Genomic DNA, 19,424 nt, shown 5'->3' on the forward strand with positions numbered 1-19,424 from the left:
CATTTGCGTTAGTCTTTATTTCACGTCAGTCGCCTTTACTTCACGTCACTCGCTTTGAAATACGCGTAAATCACCTTAATGGCAACTCTGAGTGAGCAGACGATTACTGCTTCACACCTTCGATGTAAAGTTGCATGTCCGCGTATGTGGTTGGTCCCATCTCGGCGATGTTGAAGTCTTTCAACTCAAGACGAGTCGTACCGGCAAAACCAGCACGCTCACCACCCCAAGGGTCTTGACCCGCACCGATGAATTCAGCATCGATAGTGATTGGTTTGGTTTGACCATGCAGAGTCAGGTCACCGGTTACAGCCAGTTTGCCGTCACCTTTATCAACCACTTTGGTACTGGTGAATGTCGCTGTTGAGTATTTTGATGCATCAATGAAATCTGCGCTGCGAATGTGCTTGTCACGCTCTGCGTGGTTAGAATCCAAGCTGGTCGTATCGACTGTTACCGACACTTTTGATGCTTCAACGTTGGCGGGATCGTAAGAGAATTCGCCACTGAATGTGTTGAAACGCCCCATAGTAAAGCTGTAACCCAGGTGGCTGACTTTGAAGTTGATTGACGCGTGAGCGCCTTTCGTGTCAATCACGTAGTCCGCTGCGCTTGCACCGAATGGTAGTGCCATAGCCAGTGCCAGGCCAGATGCCAATAACGTCTTTTTCATTTTGATGCTCCTATCATTTTGCGTAGCGTATTATCTTTATTGATAAAATGGTGCTTCAATGCTGCCAGTGCGTGTAGTACCGCTACCCCGATCAGCGTCCAAGCTGCATAAACATGGATTAACCCGGCCAAATCTGACTGCCCGTCGAACAGGGCGCCAGCACCAGGAACCGAGAACCAGTTGAATACGTCAATACCGCGTCCGTCTTCAGTCGAAATAAGGTACCCGGAGACAAAGAGAACGATTAAGTCCAGATAAATAAAGCCATGCGCCAATTTTGCTGACACTTTTTCCCAGGCTGCACCGTCTATTTTTGGTGACAGCGTCACTGCTTTCCAGACAATACGGAACATAGTCAGGGCCGCCAGTAAGATACCTACCGATTTGTGCAGATGTGGGGCTTCCTGATACCACGTACTGTAGTAAGACAGGTCCACCATCCAGATCCCCACCGCAAACATCCCTATCACGACGATAGCAGACAGCCAGTGAATTATCTGTAAGGTTCGGTTGTAATGGGTTACTTCAGTACTCATTTCGTCTCTCTTTACTGGTAATCAGAATAAAATAGCCCAATCAGTGAACTACAACATATTCGCAACAGAGTATTTCTGAATATTAGGCTCACGAATAGACAGGTACTTTGATGTAGTCGTTCAATTTATTTGAAGTAAAAGGGCCATCGCACCACACCATGAAATCACTTTTTATTTCAAAATGATAGACTTAATTCATTGCCGCTGATTTTTTCATCGCCTCGCCATCATTCGTATCATGTGTCTTTACTTTGATGAAACCAGGTTGGTTATTTGTAACAAACTCTGACAAACAATGATAATGTGAAACTCTGTGTGCACATTTTTCGTTATGACGTGAGCGTCTTTATCAGGCGTCAGTATGATTTAAGGGAGCTGACCTTACGACACCAGAGTTGGCTTTTGGATGGCTCACTCATGGCACATAGCCCATCTGGAATAACAACGAGTCGGTCAATTATCAATCAAACGCTTTACAGCACAATGGATAAAGCGGCAAAAGATCAAGAAGTGATGGATTGTCACTATTGACTATACGGAACTGTGGTAGTCTAGCTGTGCTTTCGTAAAGGAGAACAACTACTTGTTACTGGACATTCTTACCCAAAGTGTCAATGAGTTCCAGACAGACTGTTTAAAGCTGTGTGAAAAGCACTACCCGACGATTCACAATCAGGGAATGAGTGAGCATCATCTGGGACTGGCCTTCGCGCGAAGGCTGGCACGCACCCTGACCGAATTCGGTCACCAGTGTGATTATGCGCCGATTGAGTCTGTACTCCAGACCGACCAGCCACATCACTACCGCATCAGCAGCGACGCAGGCACGGTCTGGGTTCTGACTCATCACATGGTCAGCGCAGGAAAAACCTGTCGTGACAAACTCATGCACGACATCATTCAGTGGAAACAGGAGTATGCTTTCGCCATTCAGCCAAATGATCTGCTGTTGCTGTTGACCGACCATTGGATAAGCCGCAGCCATCGCAGCCGGGAACTGCTGCACTGGTGGACGGGTCAACTGCCCGATGAAATAGACGAGTACAGCGCGCAGGGCATTACTTTATATGAGAGCGAATCACAACTGACCCAGGCTTTAGATCACCATTTCAATATCAGCCCCTGTTACGTAAAGTTTGGTCATCCTCTCAAGCGCTCAAATAACCAGCAACTGGTGAGAAAATATATCCAGCTATATGCAGTGCTCCAATGGGCGTAACCGTGCGTTACGTCCTCAGGTGCCACGATTAGTATCCGTGTTTCTGTTAGCATTCTGTTTACTGTGAAGTCAGGTTTGCCCGTGAGACCGCCGCCCCGGAGGTGGCATCTTTCACACAAGTTTCACACTTGTCACGCATAGTGAGTCGAACTGTCATTATCGCCGAAGCAAAGTGAAAAGCCTCAAGCGCTATCAATATGAACGCTACGCCGTTCTGTGTAACCTTGCCTATCCACGGGTGTTCAAACAGACCAATTATGGGTTTGATCCGAACGGACAACGGATCATTTACAACCGGCACGGTAAAATCATGATGCGAGTGCTGTGGAGTAAGCGGGATGAAGAAGCGATTGTCGTCATCAAAGGTTCTCACTCTGTCGCAGACTGGTTACTTAACCTGGCCATGTGGAAAAAACACACCCGCCATTTAGGGCTCAACTATCCGATCCATGCCGGTTTTCATTATTTGATGTGTCAGGAAAGCCAGCCTGGCTATAACAAGGATAAACTCGGTCTGTCGGTATTTGAGCGTCTGCTCAGCTATGTGGTCCCGCTGATAGAGCAAGGCAAACGGATAACCATAACCGGCCACTCTTCCGGTGGCGCCATCGGATGCGTTCTGGCGGATATGCTGGAAACCCGCTATCCGCTCTCGATCAAACGCATCGTCACCTTTGGTCAGCCCGCTATCGGCGGCTACCGTTTCTATCAACGCTATCAATTGGCCAATCGTACCTACCGGGTTTGCTGCGACCTCGATATTGTCACTTTTTTACCGCCGATTCCTTTGTACTACTGGCACGTCGGCAAGATGTTGTGGCTGCATAACGGCAAAATTTACGAAAACACCCCGACCTTTATCCGCCTCGGCCGTTCGCTGGTGTCGTGGTTAATCCGCCCGTTCTCATACCATTTAATGAGCCGTTATATCCGCAATAAAGATTTCTTCGACGAGCGGTAATTTCTTCGACAAACAGTGATTTCTTTGACAAGCAGTAATTTCTTTGACAAACAGTAGCTATCTTGCGCTCCTGTCGTTTCATCAATTTATGTGTCATTTTCATAAAAATGCAACTAAGCAACTGTTTAATGATGAGTTATTAAACATTAACTGTTCAAAAGCAGTGAACGACACTCACAAACTAAACAACCGCCTGAGCCCTCCCTATGCTAGGCAAAACGAAGCGTGCGTGAGTAAGTAAGGATTCAAAAACAGCAGTATGATTAGCCCTAGCGATGCGCCACTTAAACAATACCTGTCCTACTGCGAAGACGGCCACTACATTGCGCATTATCGTCACATCACTTTACAAAGCGTCTTTCAGCCGATTGTGACCCGTCATAATCTGGTTATCGGGGTCGAAGCTCTGCTACGAATCTACCTGCCCGATGGCTCTGCTCTCAGACCGGATCTGTTTTTCCACTCTGAACGCGTTTCACTGGCTGATAAATTGAACATCGAATATCTGAGCCGCATGTTGCACCTCCACAACTTCGCTATATCGTCACACCGATCGGGCAAATTATTTTTGAATACCTTACCACTCAGCGGCTCATCCATTCAGCAACAGCAGCATCACAAAGATCTGACGCACAAGGTAAAGGGATTAGGACTGAGCCCCTCGCAGATAGTGATGGAATTCATTGAAGTCGATTCGGACAACGAGCAGCGTTTACAAACTACCGCTCAATGGCTGTCGAATCTCGGATATCAGATAGCGATCGATGACTTTGGTTGTAATGCATCAACAGCCGAACGCGTGGAGCTGCTCAACCCGGACATTATCAAACTGGATAGGCAGTTACTGGTCGATTATATGGCGGGCATACAGTCGCCACTGCTGAGTGCCGTGCAAACCGCCCGGAACCATCATGCCATCGTCATAGCGGAAGGCATTGAAACAGAGCAACAATTTCAGGCAATGACTGCACTTGCTCTCTGTGGCTATCAGGGGTATTACCTTGGCCTGCCGGAAGCAATCAATCAGCGTATTGCACTTGCTGTTGGCCAGTAGGCTCCGTAATACCTTGACACACGACCGTCACTAAGTAAGTGAACAAAGCCAGCTGAAACACAAAAAATGCCTGAGCAGAAATCAGGCGTTTTGCTCAGGTAAAACCATTCCCTCGCCATCGTTATCGTTATCGCTAATTAGCTGAATATCATTTTTGCTGCGATGCTTAACCTGATACATCGCCATATCGGCATTTCGCAGAGCAGACGAAAACTGATGATTAGCGATTTGACAGTAATAAATACCAATACTGGCTTTAACCTGGACTTCCACATCAGGCGCCACAAAAACCGGCCGGGCCATCGATTCCAGGAGCTGCCGACCTTTAACCTGCAGTGCGGCAAGTGATTCAATCTCGTCTCCGTCAATCATAACCACAAACTCATCGCCGCCAAGACGCCCCAGACACGCCGTGGTCCCGAGCAGGCTTTGCATCCGCTGCGCTATTTCGCGCAGCAGTATATCGCCAGCCTGGTGCCCGAACTGGTCATTGACCGGCTTGAATTCATCCAAATCAATCAGCATAACGGCAATGGTATGGCCGGGGCGGTTAAAGCGCAGTTTCATCTGGTCAAAACAGCGATCCAGGCCCCGTCGGTTGAGTACACCGGTCAGGCTGTCTCGGGTCACAAACACTTCCAGTTGCCGTTTCGCCTGCTCCAGTTCTGTAGTGCGTTCCACGACCCGGGTCTCCAGCACTTTTTCTTGCTCAGTAAGGGTTTTCAGTAGTTCAGCTTGCGCGCGCTCTTTTTGTCGTTTCATATCGTTAAATTTTGCGGCCAAGGCAAAAGAGAGCAACAGCATCTCAACCACAGAGCCAATCTGCATACTAAACACAGTGAAAAAGTTAGATGGGATCAAACCGGTATTGCGAATAGAAAGTAAGGACGTTCCCACCAGCAGCAGACTCCAGGCCAGCACAAATAACCGGGCCGCCGGAACATGCAAACGCACCGCAGCAACACCGGCAGACAATAGCGTGATGGTCGTTAGTACCGCCTGTACAGACATGATTTCAATCGCAGTCTGGCTGTTAACCAGCATGGTGGCACACACACATCCCCCCCACAACACTGTCACCGCTTGCAACAGCTTATCCCAACGTGGAGCATAGCTGTCCAGACTGAGAAAGCGACGTGCAAACATGACAGCCAGGGTCGCGGAAATACTGAAACCGGTTGGCAGCACTTTATCTGCTGCTTCCGCGGCTTGCGGCCACAGCAACAAATTGGCAATGCCATTCATGCTCGCAGCAGCTAGTGCAAAGGTCAGGACAAAACTGGCGTAAAGCAGAAAGATACGCTGTCGCATTCCGAAAAATAACAGCAGGTTGTAACAGCCAAGCGCAACCAAGGCTCCATAGTAGAGCGACAACAATATCAGATTGAGATTACTGGATCTGGCGTAAGCCTGCTGATCAACCAGTTCGACGCCCATTGCCAACGCTGCGTTGCCTTTACCGCGCATATAGATAGTGACGTTTTGTTGCGGAGTAAAGATAATCGGAAAAGCCGGTTTGCGATCCGCCAAAGGCCATTGGTCAATAGGCACATAACGTCCGGCATGGAAAGACTGCACTTTGCCGTTCGTCACGTAATAAGCATCGACATTGTTTAAATAGGCATGCTGAAACTCAAACACCCAGTTTTCTTGTCGGCTTAACTCCGATTGAACCTCTAGTTTGATCCATACTGCTCCGGTGAGATAACCAAAATTCATTTCCTGAGTATCCCTGGTATCGATAAACTGTTGCGGTATCTGGCGAATCTGATCAATTGAAAGCAGCCCTGAGGCATCGTAAAAATATTGCGCTTTACCACTCAGGTTTATCGATCTGGCACTGCTGTCCTGTAACACTAAATGAGAGTGAGCAAACAGAGGTGTGCAGACGAGCAACAGCAGGCAGGTCATTAATCTGACCAGTAACTTGCCAGGCTGCGAACACGCGTTAATGCCCTGTTGGTGGTGGACAGAGTCCGGGTACCAAAGGGTTGATAATGCTGTGTAAAAAGTTTGATGCGGTAATAAAGCGATCACGGCTTATGGTCCAGATCTAACGAGTTATATGAGTTATGAGGCATCATTATATCGGCTCATACGATAAAACCGATATGATTTTATTGGCTACCTTCGCTATTTCGCATCTTTTAAGCACACTTTCACCGCCAATTAGTGAATTTTAGTCGCATAACATACTATAAACAGATTCCCTCGGCATTCCAGCCCCAACGGTTACTCTGGCATGAAAATCATAGTACGCATTGCGTGACAATGTCACTTAATCCGTATCACGCTCTACCAAACCGGTAAAGATTCACGACTCGACGGCCAGATAAAATACCGCCAGCCATACAGTGATTTCATCGGGGTCAGTATAAGCGACCCGATGACGAACATGAGCAGGAATATTGATGTAATCACCGGCACTTAACTCCTGCATACCACCATTTTCAAATTCGAGCCTGGCATGTCCGGACAGGACGATCACCCATTCATCTGCATCCTGATCGTACCAGCCTTGCGTGGGTGAAGTGTGGCCGTGAGAAACAATACGCTCAATACGCATATTTTGCCCGCGGCATAAGTTGGTAAATTGCTCTTCAGGTAGTTGGTCGGGAATATCTGCAAAAATGTTCATCAAGATCTCCAGATGCGGACTTCGAGTAGAAACCTTACTGAAAAGGCTGGCATTTACTCAGCATATACCCAAACTACCTGGAGTTACAGGTGGCGGTAAATGAGTGAATCCTCATGAGCATGATAGACGATGTGAATGCGGTGATTGGGGTGAACGAATGGAGCCAACACCGCTGCAGCTTCCAGTAGGAAGGGGGTCGCAGGAAAAAATAAAACCCACGGTGAAGTGGGTTTTATCATCTGACGATTTACTGTGCGGTGGCCAGTAACGGCGCGACTTTGGTTGGTGTTATCAGCACTGCGATTGATTTTGAGGTCGGGGTATCACTGAAATCCCCCTTACTGTCGAGCGGAATCAACGCATTCGCTTCAGGGAAATAAGCCGCGACGTTACCTTGCGGAATGTTGTAAGCAACAATCTTGAAGCCAAAAATTTCCCGTTTGGTGTTGTCAGTCCACAAGGTTTGAACATCAACCAAGTCACCGGCTTTAAAGCCCTGTTGTTCAATGTCTTTCTCATTCATAAAGATAATATTACGTTCACCATATACGCCACGGTAACGGTCATTCATACCATACACTGTCGTGTTGTACTGATCGTGTGAACGCATGGTCTGCAACACGAATACCGGCTTCTTAGTCATTGCCGCCGTGTTTAACGGAACAATCGACTGCGGCAACGCATTGGTGCTGATTTGAGCTTTGCCACTCGGCGTTTTCCAGTTATGGTCACGAGCCGAGTTACCGAGATAGAACCCTCCCGGGCCTTCAATGCGCTGGTTGAAGTCTTGGAAGCCGGGAATAACACGCTCAATCAGATCACGGATATTGTCGTAATTGTCCGCCATCGACTGCCAGTTTACCGGATTATTTTCACCCAGCGTAGCCTTAGCGATACCGGCGATGATCGCAGGCTCAGATCGCATCTGTTCGCCGGCCATATCCACACGACCTGATGATGCATGCACCATAGAGAACGAGTCCTCAACGGTCACTTTCTGCGGGCCAGCGGCTTGCATGTCGATATCCGTGCGGCCAAGACAAGGCAGAATCAGAGAGTCTTTACCCGGATTAACGTGGCTGCGGTTAAGCTTGGTGGCAATATTTACCGTCAAATTGCTGTTACGCATCGCTTCGGCCACTCGGTCGGTGTCAGGAGCGGCAGCAACCAGGTTACCTCCCAGCCCAATAAAGACCTTGCTGTCACCACGATGTAATGCCTGCAAAGCATTAACAACATTGTGACCATGCTCTTTCGGTGGTACAAAGCCGAACACTTTTTCGATATTCTCCAGCAGCAACGCAGGTGGTTTCTCGTTAATCCCCACAGTGCGGTCACCCTGAACATTCGAGTGGCCGCGCACCGGACACAAACCTGCCCCGTTCTCGCCTAAATGACCAAACAGCAGTTGCAGATTCACCAACTCCTGAATGGTCGCAACCGAATGCTTATGCTGGGTAACCCCCATGGCCCAGGTCACGATAACGCGCTTGGCTCCCTGATAAATATCAGCCGCCGCTTCGAGATCGTTCTGGGTCAGACCGGATTGCTCCAGGATCGTCTCCCATGGAGTCGCTTTTACCATTTCAAGATAAGCATCCATCCCTTCGGTATGCTGAGCGATGAAATCGAGATCAAACAAGGACTCGCCGCGGGTCTGGGCCTGTTCATGACGGGCCAGCAGGATCTTGACCAAACCGCGAACCACGGCCATATCACCGCCCAATTTAGGCATAAAATAGTGGCTGGTGGTCGGCGTTGAACCGTTACTCAGCATTTCAAACGGACTTTGCGGATTGGTAAAACGCTCCAGGCCACGCTCTTTGAGATTATTGAATGCCACCACGCGAGCGCCACGCTTATACGCAGCGGCCAGGGTTTCCAGCATACGCGGGTGGTTCGTTCCCGGATTTTGACCAAACAGGAAGATCGCATCGGCTTTTTCAAAGTCATCAATGGTTACGGTCCCTTTACCGATACCTATGGTGCGTGACAAAGCAACACCGGTCGCTTCATGACACATGTTGGAACAGTCCGGGAAATTATTGGTACCGAAACGTCGGGCAAATAACTGGTATAAGAAGGCGGCTTCGTTACTGGCACGACCTGAAGTGTAGAACTCAGCCTGGTTTGGGTCATCCAGGCTGTTGAGATGGCGGGCAATTAACTCAAACGCTTCATCCCAACTGACAGGTTCATAGTGATCGGTCTGCGCATTGTAGCGCATCGGCTCTGCCAGACGCCCCTGATATTCGAGGAAATAATCGCTCTGTTTATTGAGCCAGCTCACTGAATATTGCTGGAAGAAATCAGCGCCGACACGGCGAGAAGTCGCTTCCCAGTTGACCGCCTTAGCTCCGTTTTCACAGAAACGAAAGCGGCCCGGTTCATGTTTTTCTCCCCAGGCACATCCGGGACAGTCGAATCCGTGATCCTGGTTAGTCTTGAGCAAGTTAGAGATGTTTTTTGCGACGTTATTACTTTTAAACAGATGTTGCGCAGTACTTTTCAAAGCGCCCCATCCGCCGGCTGATCCTGTGTATTGTTTAATGCTCATAGTATTCTTCTCACTATTTCACTGACCGCAACCGGGTATGCCCGTGGTAAATATTGAACCGGTGGCGTTTGGTAAAGCCGATAAGTGTCATATCAAATTGGCGCGCCATATCAACCGCTAAACGTGACGGTGCGCCCACTGCCACTACCACAGCGATGCCCGCTATGGCAGCCTTTTGCATGAGTTCAAAGCTGACCCGACCACTCAAAACCAGAATCCCCTGCGGCTGCAACAGCTGTTGATGCATCAGTCTGCCGATCAGTTTATCCACCGCATTATGTCTGCCGACATCTTCAGCGACAGCAATCAGCTTACCGTCAGCGAAGTAACCGGCACCATGCACCGCGCCTGTTGCCGCAAATAAAGGCTGCTGAGCAGACAGTAGTTCCGGCATGGCGCTAACCGTGGCAACATCAAGCCATTCAACGCTGTTGTCTACGCTGATTTCTCTTTGCAGACTGAGCGCCCGCATTGAAGTTACCCCGCAAACACCACAACTCGACTGGCTGATATAACGCCGGGTCTGATTATCCATCGCGTGAGCCTGAGCATGATCCAGCGTCACTAACCAGTGATTTTCAGCATTACACGCCTCATCATCGGCCAGCTCGATCGCCAGAATCTGATCAAAATGCATAATCACCTGCTGTGAGTACAGCAAACCACGGATTAAATGAGCGTCGTCACCCGGCGTGCGCATAGTGACACTCCACTCTTCACTATGCCGTTTTTTCGAGTCAGGATCCTGCCACTGCAAACTGATCTGCAATGGTTCTTCGATAGCAAGAGGATCGTGTTCGATGTGCAGTCCGGTTTCATGATCGAAACGCTGGCGATAAACACGACTTATTCCATCCGACGATGTGCGACGAGATGAATTGGCAGTTTTTTCCGGCATGATTCTAATTACTGGTCAACGTCCTTTAACCATAGTCCGTACGTAACCATAGTCCGTAGGTAACCATAGTCCTCAGGTAACTATAGTCCGCAGGTTGCTGTCGATAAACTCTAAACACGAATCCCCGGACAAAACAATCAGGTATTCATACCCGTGGACTAATGGTTAATGGACTAATGGTTAAGAGCGAGAACTGTATATGACACAGATAGCGGAAATTACTCTTCACCCTAAATCGGGTCAAGTCACCCATATTCTGCGATCATGTTGTTTTATATTAATATTTCACGTTATTTTAGCTATATCGGTGCAGATTGCGTCACATTAGCACTAAGTATGCAATAAAAGTCATAATTATAAATTAACATTTCATTATTGAAACACCCAGCTACATTGCTGCAACCGGGTGTTTATCATGACTCAGTGTCTATGACTTTGCTTAGTATTCAACAACAACGTTGTCGTTTGGAATACTACAGCAAGACAAGATGTATCCGTCTTCGACATCCTCATCGGTGATACCACCGTTGTGAGCCATTTCGACGCTACCGCTGACCTTTTTAACTTTACAGGTACCACAGATACCCATACCACACGCTTTCGGGATAGTAAGACCCGCTTTAGCGGCAGCTGCATGAACCGTTTCACCCGGGGCGATTTGTACACATTTGTCGCTATTAGTAAACACGACTTCAATCATGTCACTTGGCAGAATAGCATCCGCCTCTTCAGCCGCCATTTCTGCATCGTGAACAACCTGCTCTTCGACTGCCTCAGGAGTTGGACCGAACGCTTCTTCATGGTAGCGATCCATGTCAAAACCCAGGTTTTCCAGCATGCTCTTGACCGCTCTCATGTACGGTGTCGGACCACAACAGAACACTTCGCGCTCCATAAAATCCGGAGCCATCATCTTCAGTTTTGCTTCATCAAGATAACCGCGGTAACCCGACCAGTTTTGGCCAGATTCCAGACGCTCACAAATCAAATGCAAATGGAAGTTAGAGATACGAGATGACATGAACTCCAGTTCACGATGGAAGATCAGGTCACGTGGAGTACGTGCACTGTGTACGAAAGCAACATCAACATCGGTATTGGTGTCGTAAGCCCAGCGAGCCATCGACATCAAAGGGGTAATACCAACACCACCAGATAGAAGCAGAACTTTTTCTGACGGGAAATCAATACTGTTAAACGCACCAACCGGACCATGCACTGCAAGCTCAGTGCCCACATCCATGTTGTCATGAATCCAGTTTGAAACGAAACCACCTGGAACACGTTTTACTGTGATTGAGAAGCTGTAAGGTACGGATGGCGAACTGGAGATCGTATAAGAGCGGAAGATTTGCTCTCCGCCAATCTCTAATTCCAGCGTCACGAACTGACCTGGTTTGAAGAAGAACATAATTGGCTGTTCAGCCATGAAACAGAAGGTTTTAGTATCCCACGTCTCCTGAATCGTCTTTACACACCTGACGACGTGTCGGCCGTTGCTCCAAGTCTGTGTCGTAACGGGTATAAAAGCGCCATTGGTGGCGAGTGCATTATTCGTAGTAGTCATGTCCGGCATCTCCGCAACGGTTTGAATAGTTATTATCCCTCCTTGGGGTTGGCTGTATTGTTTAGCCATAACGTAATAGGCAGTTATCCGTTTACGACACTGGGTTGTCTAAAAAAGTCACCAATTTCGGCTTTTTTTCAGGCTTGTCTCAAACAGCATCATTTAATGTCGTGAATAGACTATTGCTGGTTTTTACATTGATGCAGGATACGGTCAGACACATACTCGCTCCCTGTTGTTTTGGGCTGGAGTTGGGTCATTAGCAAGGAAGCCCTACTCGGGCGTATTACCCACAATTCCGAGAAGAAGACAGTAGCAATGACACAAAACGACTTATTAAATATCAGCTACGCGAACCTGGACATGGCTCGCACTGAAATGACCAAGCTACTGAGTGACCGTAAACCGGATTACTCACTCCCACGTCCGTTGTATAACGACCCGTTCTTGTTCCGTATTGATGTTGAAGAAATCTTCCACAAAGAGTGGCTGTTTGTCGGTATGACAAGCGAAATTCCAGGAAAAGGCGATTACTTCACCGTTGAAATTGCTCAAAGCCCAGTTCTGATTGTGCGTGATGCTGATGGTTCAGTAAACGCCTTCCATAACTCGTGTCGTCACCGTGGTTCTCGTATCTGTACAGAACACCGCGGCAAAGTTGCCAACTTGGTATGTCCTTACCACCAATGGACTTACAATACCAAAGGTAACCTTCTGTACGCAGGTACAGAAATGGGCGACGACTTTAACATCGGCGACCACAAACTGCGTTCAGTTCACTGTAAAACCGCAGGCGGCTTCATCTTCGTTTGTCTGGGCGAAAACGCTCCGGATTCAGACTTCGATGAATTCCTGGCAACGCTTGACGAATACATGGCTCCTTACGACGTTGAGAACACCAAACTGGCTGTTGAGTCTAACATGTATGAAAAAGCGAACTGGAAACTGGTTCTCGAGAATAATCGCGAATGTTACCACTGTGCCGGTAGCCACCCTGAGCTGCTGAACACACTGCTGGAGTGGGATGACACGACTGACCCACGAGCATCTCAAGAGTTCCTTGACTACTGTGCCCGCATGGCTAAAGAGTGGGATGACGAAAACATTCCGCACGAGCATAAAAACTTTGGTAAACGCAACCGTTTGGTCCGTATGCCACTGAAAGAAGGCACTCAAGTCATGACCATCGACGGCTCTCAGGGTAGTGCTAAGACCCTGGGTCGTATCCAGAACCGTCACCTTGGTTCACTGCGTATTCTGCACCTTCCTAACTCATGGAACCACATGCAGAGCGACCACTTCATCGTATTCCGCGTACTGCCTATCTCTGCTCAGGAATCTATGGTTACCACCAAATGGTTCGTGCATAAAGATGCAGTAGAAGGCGTGGATTACGATCCAGAGCGTCTGCGCCAGGTTTGGGATGCAACCAATGACCAGGACCGTATTCTGGGCGAAGAAAACCAACGTGGTATCAACTCTCTGAGTTACCAGCCAGGTCCTTACTCGAAAACTTACGAGTTTGGCGTTATCGACTTCCTGAACTGGTATTCAGACCGCATCCTGACCAACCTGGATGGCAAATAAACCTAGCTTGTCAGGATAATATTGAGGCCTCGCTATGCGAGGCCTTGTTTTATCTGCAGCTTTTTAAAGGTTCATCGCGGATTAGCGGGAACTTAAAACAAAAACGGTAGTAAGTGATAAGGTTACATCGCCAAACACAACCTTACACAAACTACCGTTTTCATGCCGAATCATACTTTCCTATCATCGTTCTGGGAAGGCTTTCATGTCGTAAAGTCTGTACAAACGTCTTCTCTCATCACGATTACTCTCCAACCCAGCACAACTGCTCGATGTTCATGTGGGCAACATGTTCAAGCCATACATGATTATCAGTGGCGCACGATTAAGGAAGCGATGATTCTCGGCGTACCCGTCGAGCTATCCCTACAAACAAGGCGTATCAAGTGCCCTGACTGCGGTATCAAAACCGAATCTATTTCTTGGCTTGAACCTTTTGCTCGCCTGACTAACCGCTTAAGAAGTTACATTGAGCAGTTGTTGCCTCTTCTTCCTATCAAACATATTGCCCAGATGACGGGGGTTCATTGGCATACGATTAAGGCGATAGATAAGCGTCGGCTGCAACATGTGGTGCCAGAGGTTAACTGGGCAGAGCTGAGACAACTGGTCATGGATGAGTTTGCTCTCTTCAAGGGACATCGTTATGCCACTGTTATCGCGGATGCTAAGACGCATCAAGTGCTTTGGATAGGCGTCGGACGCAGCCGAAAAGATATCCGTCCCTTCTTTGAATTACTCGGTGAGCATAGCCAGAACATAGAAGCGGTTGCAATGGATATGAATACGGCTTTCGACTTTGAAGTGCAGCAACATTGTCCTAACGCCCGCATTGTGTACGACTTATTCCACGTGGTCGCCAAATTTGGCCGGGAAGTGATGGATAGAGTCAGAGTTGACCAAGCTAATCAACTCAAACAGGACAAGAAAACGCGCCAATGGGTGAAACGTTCACGCTGGGTTCTCCTCAAAAACAGAGCTAATTTAGACGGTAAGCAGGAGAGCTATCTGAGTGAGATACTGAGCATAAACAAGGACTTAATGGTGACGTATTTACTTGGCTCTCAGCTTAAAGAGTTATGGAGGTGTCAGTCGGAAAGAGAAGCGGAAGACTTATGGGACGTATGGTGGGAGCAAGTTCAAGAAAGCGGGATCAAGCCGCTTATGGACTTCGCGAGAAAGCTCAAACCGTATCTTCATGGCATCGTTGCTTCTGCAAGCTACCCACTCAATACCTGTACGCTCGAAGGGATAAACAACAAGATAAAGTTAATCAAACGAATGGGCTACAGTTACCGAGATATCGATTACTTTTTTTTAAAGATAAAAGCGGCTTTCCCCGGAAAGCCGCGATGAACCTTTTTAAAGCCCGCCAAAATCAGCAGCACAGACACCCAACTATATGCCCCAGCTCTGTTCCCTCAGCGCTATTTACTCAAGGTTATCACTGGATAAAAAACAGTTGTGGCGTGTTTTACAAGGTCACGGTTGATAAGGAAATGGGATGAGGGGAAAGCACGACATAAAGCGACGTGGCAGAAAACAGGTATGAGCGCAAAGTCTCGAAAACCGTCACGTAACCAACAGGCAGAAGTGAACGGCGAACGTTAGTCACTAAAAAGCCACGCTCTCAGACAAGAACGTGGCTTAACTTTCCGTACAGCGTCTATTCGCTGGCAATAGTGTATTAGCAAGCAAAAAGGTATTAGCTGGCCATCGGCAATTTACGACTCCAAAGGATAATGTTCTCGACGTCAGGCAACAGGATGCCATCTTCTTCAATATCGTCGATCGTTTGCCAAAATTCGCGTGAGTCTTTTTCACTGGCTTCATTCAGCCATTGCTCAATACGGGAAGTAACGTACTCAAAGTCACGTCGTTCATCTGTGGTAATTCCTAGTCTGGTCATCACCAACATAAAATCATCCATATCGATCAGTTCTGCATACATCATTGATTTTTCTCTCCCTGGTGAATCAAAAGCTGGCCTTGCGGCCAGCCTAATTAAGTTATAGCAGTTTAGTACAGGTGTTTTTCTGTACACAGGCCACGGTACAAGCTCCAGCACATAATGATCAGTACGACAGTAAACGGTAACCCTGTTGTGATAGCGCCGGCCTGCAATGCCGTTAACGCCTCAGAACCGCCACCCAGCAACAGTGCTATTGCAATCACCCCTTCCAGAGATGCCCACAACACTCGCTGCGCAACCGGTACATCGGTTTTACCGCCAGCGGTAATACTGTCGATGACTAATGAGCCTGAGTCAGATGAGGTCACGAAGAACAACAGAACCAATACAATCGCCATTACTGATAATAACGTTGTTAACGGTAAGTTATCAAACATCTGGAACATAGCTTGTGACACATCTGAAATACCATTCGACAGTTCACCGACTCCATGAGTCACCTGGTCGAGTGCAGCCCCCCCCATCACGCCCATCCAGATAACGGTCAACAGGGTTGGGACCAGCAGTACCGCAGTAATGAACTCACGCACAGTACGACCTTTAGACACGCGGGCAATGAACATACCGACAAATGGTGACCATGAAACCCACCAAGCCCAGTAGAACACCGTCCAGCCATGGAACCAGGTATCATCTTCACGACCAATCCAGTTCGATAGCGGCAGGAAGTTATCTGCGTAACCGGTGACGATAGTGCCGATAGTGTCGCCGATAGCCAGTGTCGGGCCGATCGCGATCAGCAGAGCAATCAAAGCAACCGCAAGTAACATATTCATGTTACTCAGGATTTTGATGCCACCGTCCAATCCGCGTGATACCGAAATAATGGCTATCAGGGTAACCACAACGATGAAGCCTATCTGGAGTTCAATACTGTTTTCGGTCCCCATCAGGTAGCTCAGACCGCCAGCGGCTTGCTGCGCACCCAGGCCCAATGATGTCGCCAGACCGAAAATCGTCGCCAGAACCGCCAGGATATCGATAAAGTTACCGATAGGTCCCCAGCAACGCTCACCCAGAATTGGGTAAAATACCGAGCGGATGGTTAAAGGCAGCCCTTTGTTATAAGCAAAAAACGCCAAAGCCAGACCGACTACAGCGTAAATCGCCCAAGGATGCAGACCCCAGTGGTACATAGTTGCACTCAGAGCCAGCTCTTTACCCTGCTCTGTCAGTGGTGCGGCGTTCAGCGGCGTACCATACCAATCGGTGTAGTAAGCAACCGGTTCCGCCACACTCCAGAACATCAGGCCAATACCCATACCGGCAGCAAACAGCATGCTGAACCAGGAAAGTGTAGAAAACTCCGGACGAGCATCCACACCACCGATACGGATTTTGCCGACAGGTAAAACCAGTAGTGCCAGACAAAACACGACAAACAGGTTACAACCAACCATGAACAACCAGTCAAAGTTCTCGATTGACCAGTTGCGTGCCACAGTCAGCACGTCTTTTGCGCCTTCCGGGAAAGCAAGTGTCAGAATAATGAACAGCAAAATTAATCCGACACTGATACCAAACACCGGGTTGTGAATATCCATTCCCCAGATCTTCACATTGTCCTGGCCCGCGCAGTAGTCAGTGTCATATTTGACACGCGACACACTAGCGCGGCCCTTAGGTGCAGAGCCTGCTATTGTTTTCATTCGATCCCTCTTTGAATTTAATCAATCTTCTAAACACGCCCAAAGGCCAATTCATTCGGTACTTCCTGTGACCGCGAATGAACCGTTATTTTTGGCGTATAACACCTTCTTCTAACAGTAGGTCGAAGACCGCCTTCGCCATTTCACTGACAGGCTGATCTTTCATAACCTGACCGCCTGAAGAGGCCGCTTTTGCAGTCGCCGCTTTAAAGCGGTCCGCTGCTGTTTTTGCTTTTACGACTTTCATTCGTTTAGCTTTAGGTTTAGCGGTAGTTTCCTCCCAACTGATTCGCTCTTCATCAATCGTGTTTGCAGTGCTGTTGCTGACATCGATTTCTGCACGACGGGCAATACCAAATGCACTTTGTCGTGGCGCTTTAGCGGCAACATCCACTGTTGCAACAAAAGGTAACGTCACTTTAAGCGCACGGCGCTGACCTCGCGGCAGTGCCTGCAGCACTTCCGCGATTCCGTCTTCAACTTTGATGATTTCCGCAATGCCGGTTACAACCGGACACTGCAGACGCTGAGCCAGAATGAAAGGCAACAAACCGGATGATTCACCACTTTCAGCGCGCGTTCCTGTCAACAGGATGTCGGGCATGTTGTCGGTAAAATATTCGGTCAGAGTATCAATGGCATCAGCGTTAGATTCCTGAGCAAGTACGCGGATTTGGCTTAGGCCCATGCCGCTGTAGTAACCCAGCGCGGGATCGCGCGGGTCACCAGCATGGATGACTTCCAGTTTGCTGTTCGCCAGATTCATCGCCAGCTCAACAGCTCTCGAGTCAGTCATGGCCCGACGTGCGCGACCGGAATCAGGATGCGCACCAATCGAAACCAGAGTGCTGATATTTAATGATTCAGAAGTTCTAAGCTGCATCCTTCAGCTCCTCCTTTTGGTAGTTCTCCATCAGCGTGATCAGTTCTGCCAGCAGTTCGTTACTGTCGACAATCACGCTCAAGTCAGCGCGTTTGACCATGTCACAGCCAGAGTCTGTGTTGACCGCAATCACTTTTTCACAGCCACCGATACCCTGCAGGTGCTGTACTGCACCGCTGATACCTACCGCGACATACACACGGGCAGTCACCCAGCTACCGGTTGCACCAACCTGACGGCTACGTGGCATAAAGCCATCATCGACCGCCACGCGGCTGGCGCCTTCTGTTGCACCGAGCACTTCGGCTGCTTTATGGAACTGCTCCCAATCGTGGATACCGTTACCCGCCGACAGAATGAATTCCGCTTCGCCCAGAGGAACCGCCTGCGGATCGACCGCGATCGGACCAAGGTCTTCGATTTGCGCCTTGAGCTTAAGATCAGCGCTGAATTCCACAGCCTGAGCTTCGTGACGCGTTTCGTCGATTTGAGCCGCACACTCTTCAGCTAGGAGCAGAAGGCGTGGTGTTTTACGTTTAATATCGCGACGGCCACCGGCTGCACGGCAAACACTTTCTTCACTGTTGACCTGCCACGCCTGAGTAGCCGGACGTTCGTGAATCAGTGCGGCAAGGCGCGCGCCCAGTTCAAAACCGCCGGCAATGCTGTCGGGGAACAACCAATGTTTTGGCGCAAACTGACCATCAATCTGAGCCAGTACATCAGCCTTCAGCTCCGGACAGTAAGCGTCGAAACGTTCATCATCCAGATGCAGAAGACGATCAGCACCCGCCGTGTCGAACTGAGTCTCACGATGTGAGCCCAGGACAACCGCCATCACTGCGCCATTACCACCATGTTGTTTCACCAACTGGTGCGCCTGTCCCAGAACATCACGATCATGACTCGAGAGACGACCACCAGCCATATCCGGCACCACCAGAACGTAAAAGTCCGGGTTAGCCACCTGATGCAGTGGCAGCTCAACCTCTTGAGCAGCGCCTTTACTGCGAGCGCCCATAGCTGACACATTAGTGCCGTTCAGGCGGTCAATACGTTTGATGCCATTCGGGCCGATAAATCCTACCCGGTGCGGGTAGCGGCGAATCAGGCCGCTCGGTCCGCGTTCTTCGGTCGGTAAAGTAATGTAACTGTCGTGCTGGGGATGCAGTCGGTTGCGCATAATCCATTCTGCACGACGGTCACGTCGGACAATAAATTCACTCATGC

16 protein-coding genes are annotated in these 19,424 nt (G+C 48.8%); 5 read left to right on the top strand and 11 right to left on the bottom strand.

Annotated elements, in window-relative coordinates; translation table 11 throughout:
* Positions 1 to 103: 103 nt before the first annotated feature.
* The gene (locus J0X00_RS05095; RefSeq protein ID WP_136485727.1) at positions 104 to 673 is read right to left on the bottom strand and encodes a YceI family protein; all 570 of its coding nucleotides are present in this window, start codon (positions 671 to 673) and stop codon (positions 104 to 106) included.
* Positions 670 to 1,209 (bottom strand): cytochrome b, encoded by a 540-nt coding sequence (locus tag J0X00_RS05100; protein ID WP_136485725.1) that lies wholly within the window; start codon positions 1,207 to 1,209, stop codon positions 670 to 672. The genes J0X00_RS05095 and J0X00_RS05100 overlap by 4 nt, the downstream gene beginning before the upstream one ends.
* 583 nt (positions 1,210 to 1,792) lie before the next feature.
* Between J0X00_RS05100 and J0X00_RS05105 the strand changes: the two genes are divergently transcribed.
* The 3 genes from J0X00_RS05105 (at position 1,793) to J0X00_RS05115 (ending at position 4,443) form a co-directional block, all read left to right on the top strand.
* Positions 1,793 to 2,428 (top strand): hypothetical protein, encoded by a 636-nt coding sequence (locus J0X00_RS05105; RefSeq protein WP_136485723.1) that lies wholly within the window; start codon positions 1,793 to 1,795, stop codon positions 2,426 to 2,428.
* A 172-nt stretch (positions 2,429 to 2,600) separates the two neighbouring features.
* The gene (locus tag J0X00_RS05110) at positions 2,601 to 3,389 is read left to right on the top strand and encodes a lipase (RefSeq protein WP_282476526.1); all 789 of its coding nucleotides are present in this window, start codon (positions 2,601 to 2,603) and stop codon (positions 3,387 to 3,389) included.
* 259 nt (positions 3,390 to 3,648) lie between these two features.
* On the top strand, positions 3,649 to 4,443 hold the full coding sequence (locus J0X00_RS05115) for an EAL domain-containing protein (RefSeq protein ID WP_282476527.1): 795 nt from the start codon (positions 3,649 to 3,651) through the stop codon (positions 4,441 to 4,443).
* A gap of 81 nt (positions 4,444 to 4,524) precedes the next feature.
* Here J0X00_RS05115 and J0X00_RS05120 read toward each other — a convergent pair whose 3' ends face one another.
* From J0X00_RS05120 to J0X00_RS05140, 5 genes are all read right to left on the bottom strand, one after another.
* Positions 4,525 to 6,354 (bottom strand): GGDEF domain-containing protein, encoded by a 1,830-nt coding sequence (locus J0X00_RS05120; RefSeq protein WP_282476528.1) that lies wholly within the window; start codon positions 6,352 to 6,354, stop codon positions 4,525 to 4,527.
* 403 nt (positions 6,355 to 6,757) lie between these two features.
* The gene (locus J0X00_RS05125; RefSeq protein WP_206208409.1) at positions 6,758 to 7,084 is read right to left on the bottom strand and encodes a cupin domain-containing protein; all 327 of its coding nucleotides are present in this window, start codon (positions 7,082 to 7,084) and stop codon (positions 6,758 to 6,760) included.
* A gap of 244 nt (positions 7,085 to 7,328) precedes the next feature.
* On the bottom strand, positions 7,329 to 9,638 hold the full coding sequence (locus J0X00_RS05130; RefSeq protein ID WP_218561947.1) for an FdhF/YdeP family oxidoreductase: 2,310 nt from the start codon (positions 9,636 to 9,638) through the stop codon (positions 7,329 to 7,331).
* A gap of 13 nt (positions 9,639 to 9,651) precedes the next feature.
* The gene (locus tag J0X00_RS05135; protein ID WP_282476529.1) at positions 9,652 to 10,536 is read right to left on the bottom strand and encodes a formate dehydrogenase accessory sulfurtransferase FdhD; all 885 of its coding nucleotides are present in this window, start codon (positions 10,534 to 10,536) and stop codon (positions 9,652 to 9,654) included.
* A 439-nt stretch (positions 10,537 to 10,975) separates the two neighbouring features.
* Positions 10,976 to 12,112, bottom strand: coding sequence for a hybrid-cluster NAD(P)-dependent oxidoreductase (locus J0X00_RS05140; protein ID WP_322972677.1), 1,137 nt, complete (start codon positions 12,110 to 12,112; stop codon positions 10,976 to 10,978).
* 309 nt (positions 12,113 to 12,421) lie between these two features.
* Between J0X00_RS05140 and J0X00_RS05145 the strand changes: the two genes are divergently transcribed.
* The gene (locus J0X00_RS05145) at positions 12,422 to 13,690 is read left to right on the top strand and encodes an aromatic ring-hydroxylating dioxygenase subunit alpha (RefSeq protein ID WP_136485708.1); all 1,269 of its coding nucleotides are present in this window, start codon (positions 12,422 to 12,424) and stop codon (positions 13,688 to 13,690) included.
* A gap of 162 nt (positions 13,691 to 13,852) precedes the next feature.
* Positions 13,853 to 15,046, top strand: coding sequence for an ISL3 family transposase (locus J0X00_RS05150; protein ID WP_282476530.1), 1,194 nt, complete (start codon positions 13,853 to 13,855; stop codon positions 15,044 to 15,046).
* Positions 15,047 to 15,395: 349 nt separating this feature from the next.
* On the opposite strand, the gene J0X00_RS05155 is transcribed toward J0X00_RS05150, so the two are convergent.
* The 4 genes from J0X00_RS05155 to J0X00_RS05170 all read right to left on the bottom strand — a co-directional run bounded on the left by J0X00_RS05155 (position 15,396) and on the right by J0X00_RS05170 (position 19,422).
* The gene (locus J0X00_RS05155; RefSeq protein ID WP_136485706.1) at positions 15,396 to 15,644 is read right to left on the bottom strand and encodes a hypothetical protein; all 249 of its coding nucleotides are present in this window, start codon (positions 15,642 to 15,644) and stop codon (positions 15,396 to 15,398) included.
* Between the two features lie 65 nt (positions 15,645 to 15,709).
* Positions 15,710 to 17,311 carry a BCCT family transporter gene (locus tag J0X00_RS05160; RefSeq protein WP_136485704.1) on the bottom strand — a complete coding sequence of 534 codons (1,602 nt, stop codon included), beginning with the start codon at positions 17,309 to 17,311 and terminating at the stop codon, positions 15,710 to 15,712.
* An 85-nt stretch (positions 17,312 to 17,396) separates the two neighbouring features.
* Entirely contained in the window at positions 17,397 to 18,194 is a 798-nt protein-coding gene (locus J0X00_RS05165) for an electron transfer flavoprotein subunit beta (protein ID WP_282476531.1), read from the bottom strand.
* Positions 18,184 to 19,422, bottom strand: a complete 1,239-nt coding sequence (locus tag J0X00_RS05170) for an electron transfer flavoprotein subunit alpha/FixB family protein (protein WP_136485700.1) — start codon at positions 19,420 to 19,422, stop codon at positions 18,184 to 18,186. The genes J0X00_RS05165 and J0X00_RS05170 overlap by 11 nt, the downstream gene beginning before the upstream one ends.
* Positions 19,423 to 19,424: the final 2 nt, after the last annotated feature.

Source organism: Vibrio sp. ABG19, assembly GCF_029962385.1.
GTDB lineage: Bacteria > Pseudomonadota > Gammaproteobacteria > Enterobacterales > Vibrionaceae > Vibrio > Vibrio ostreae.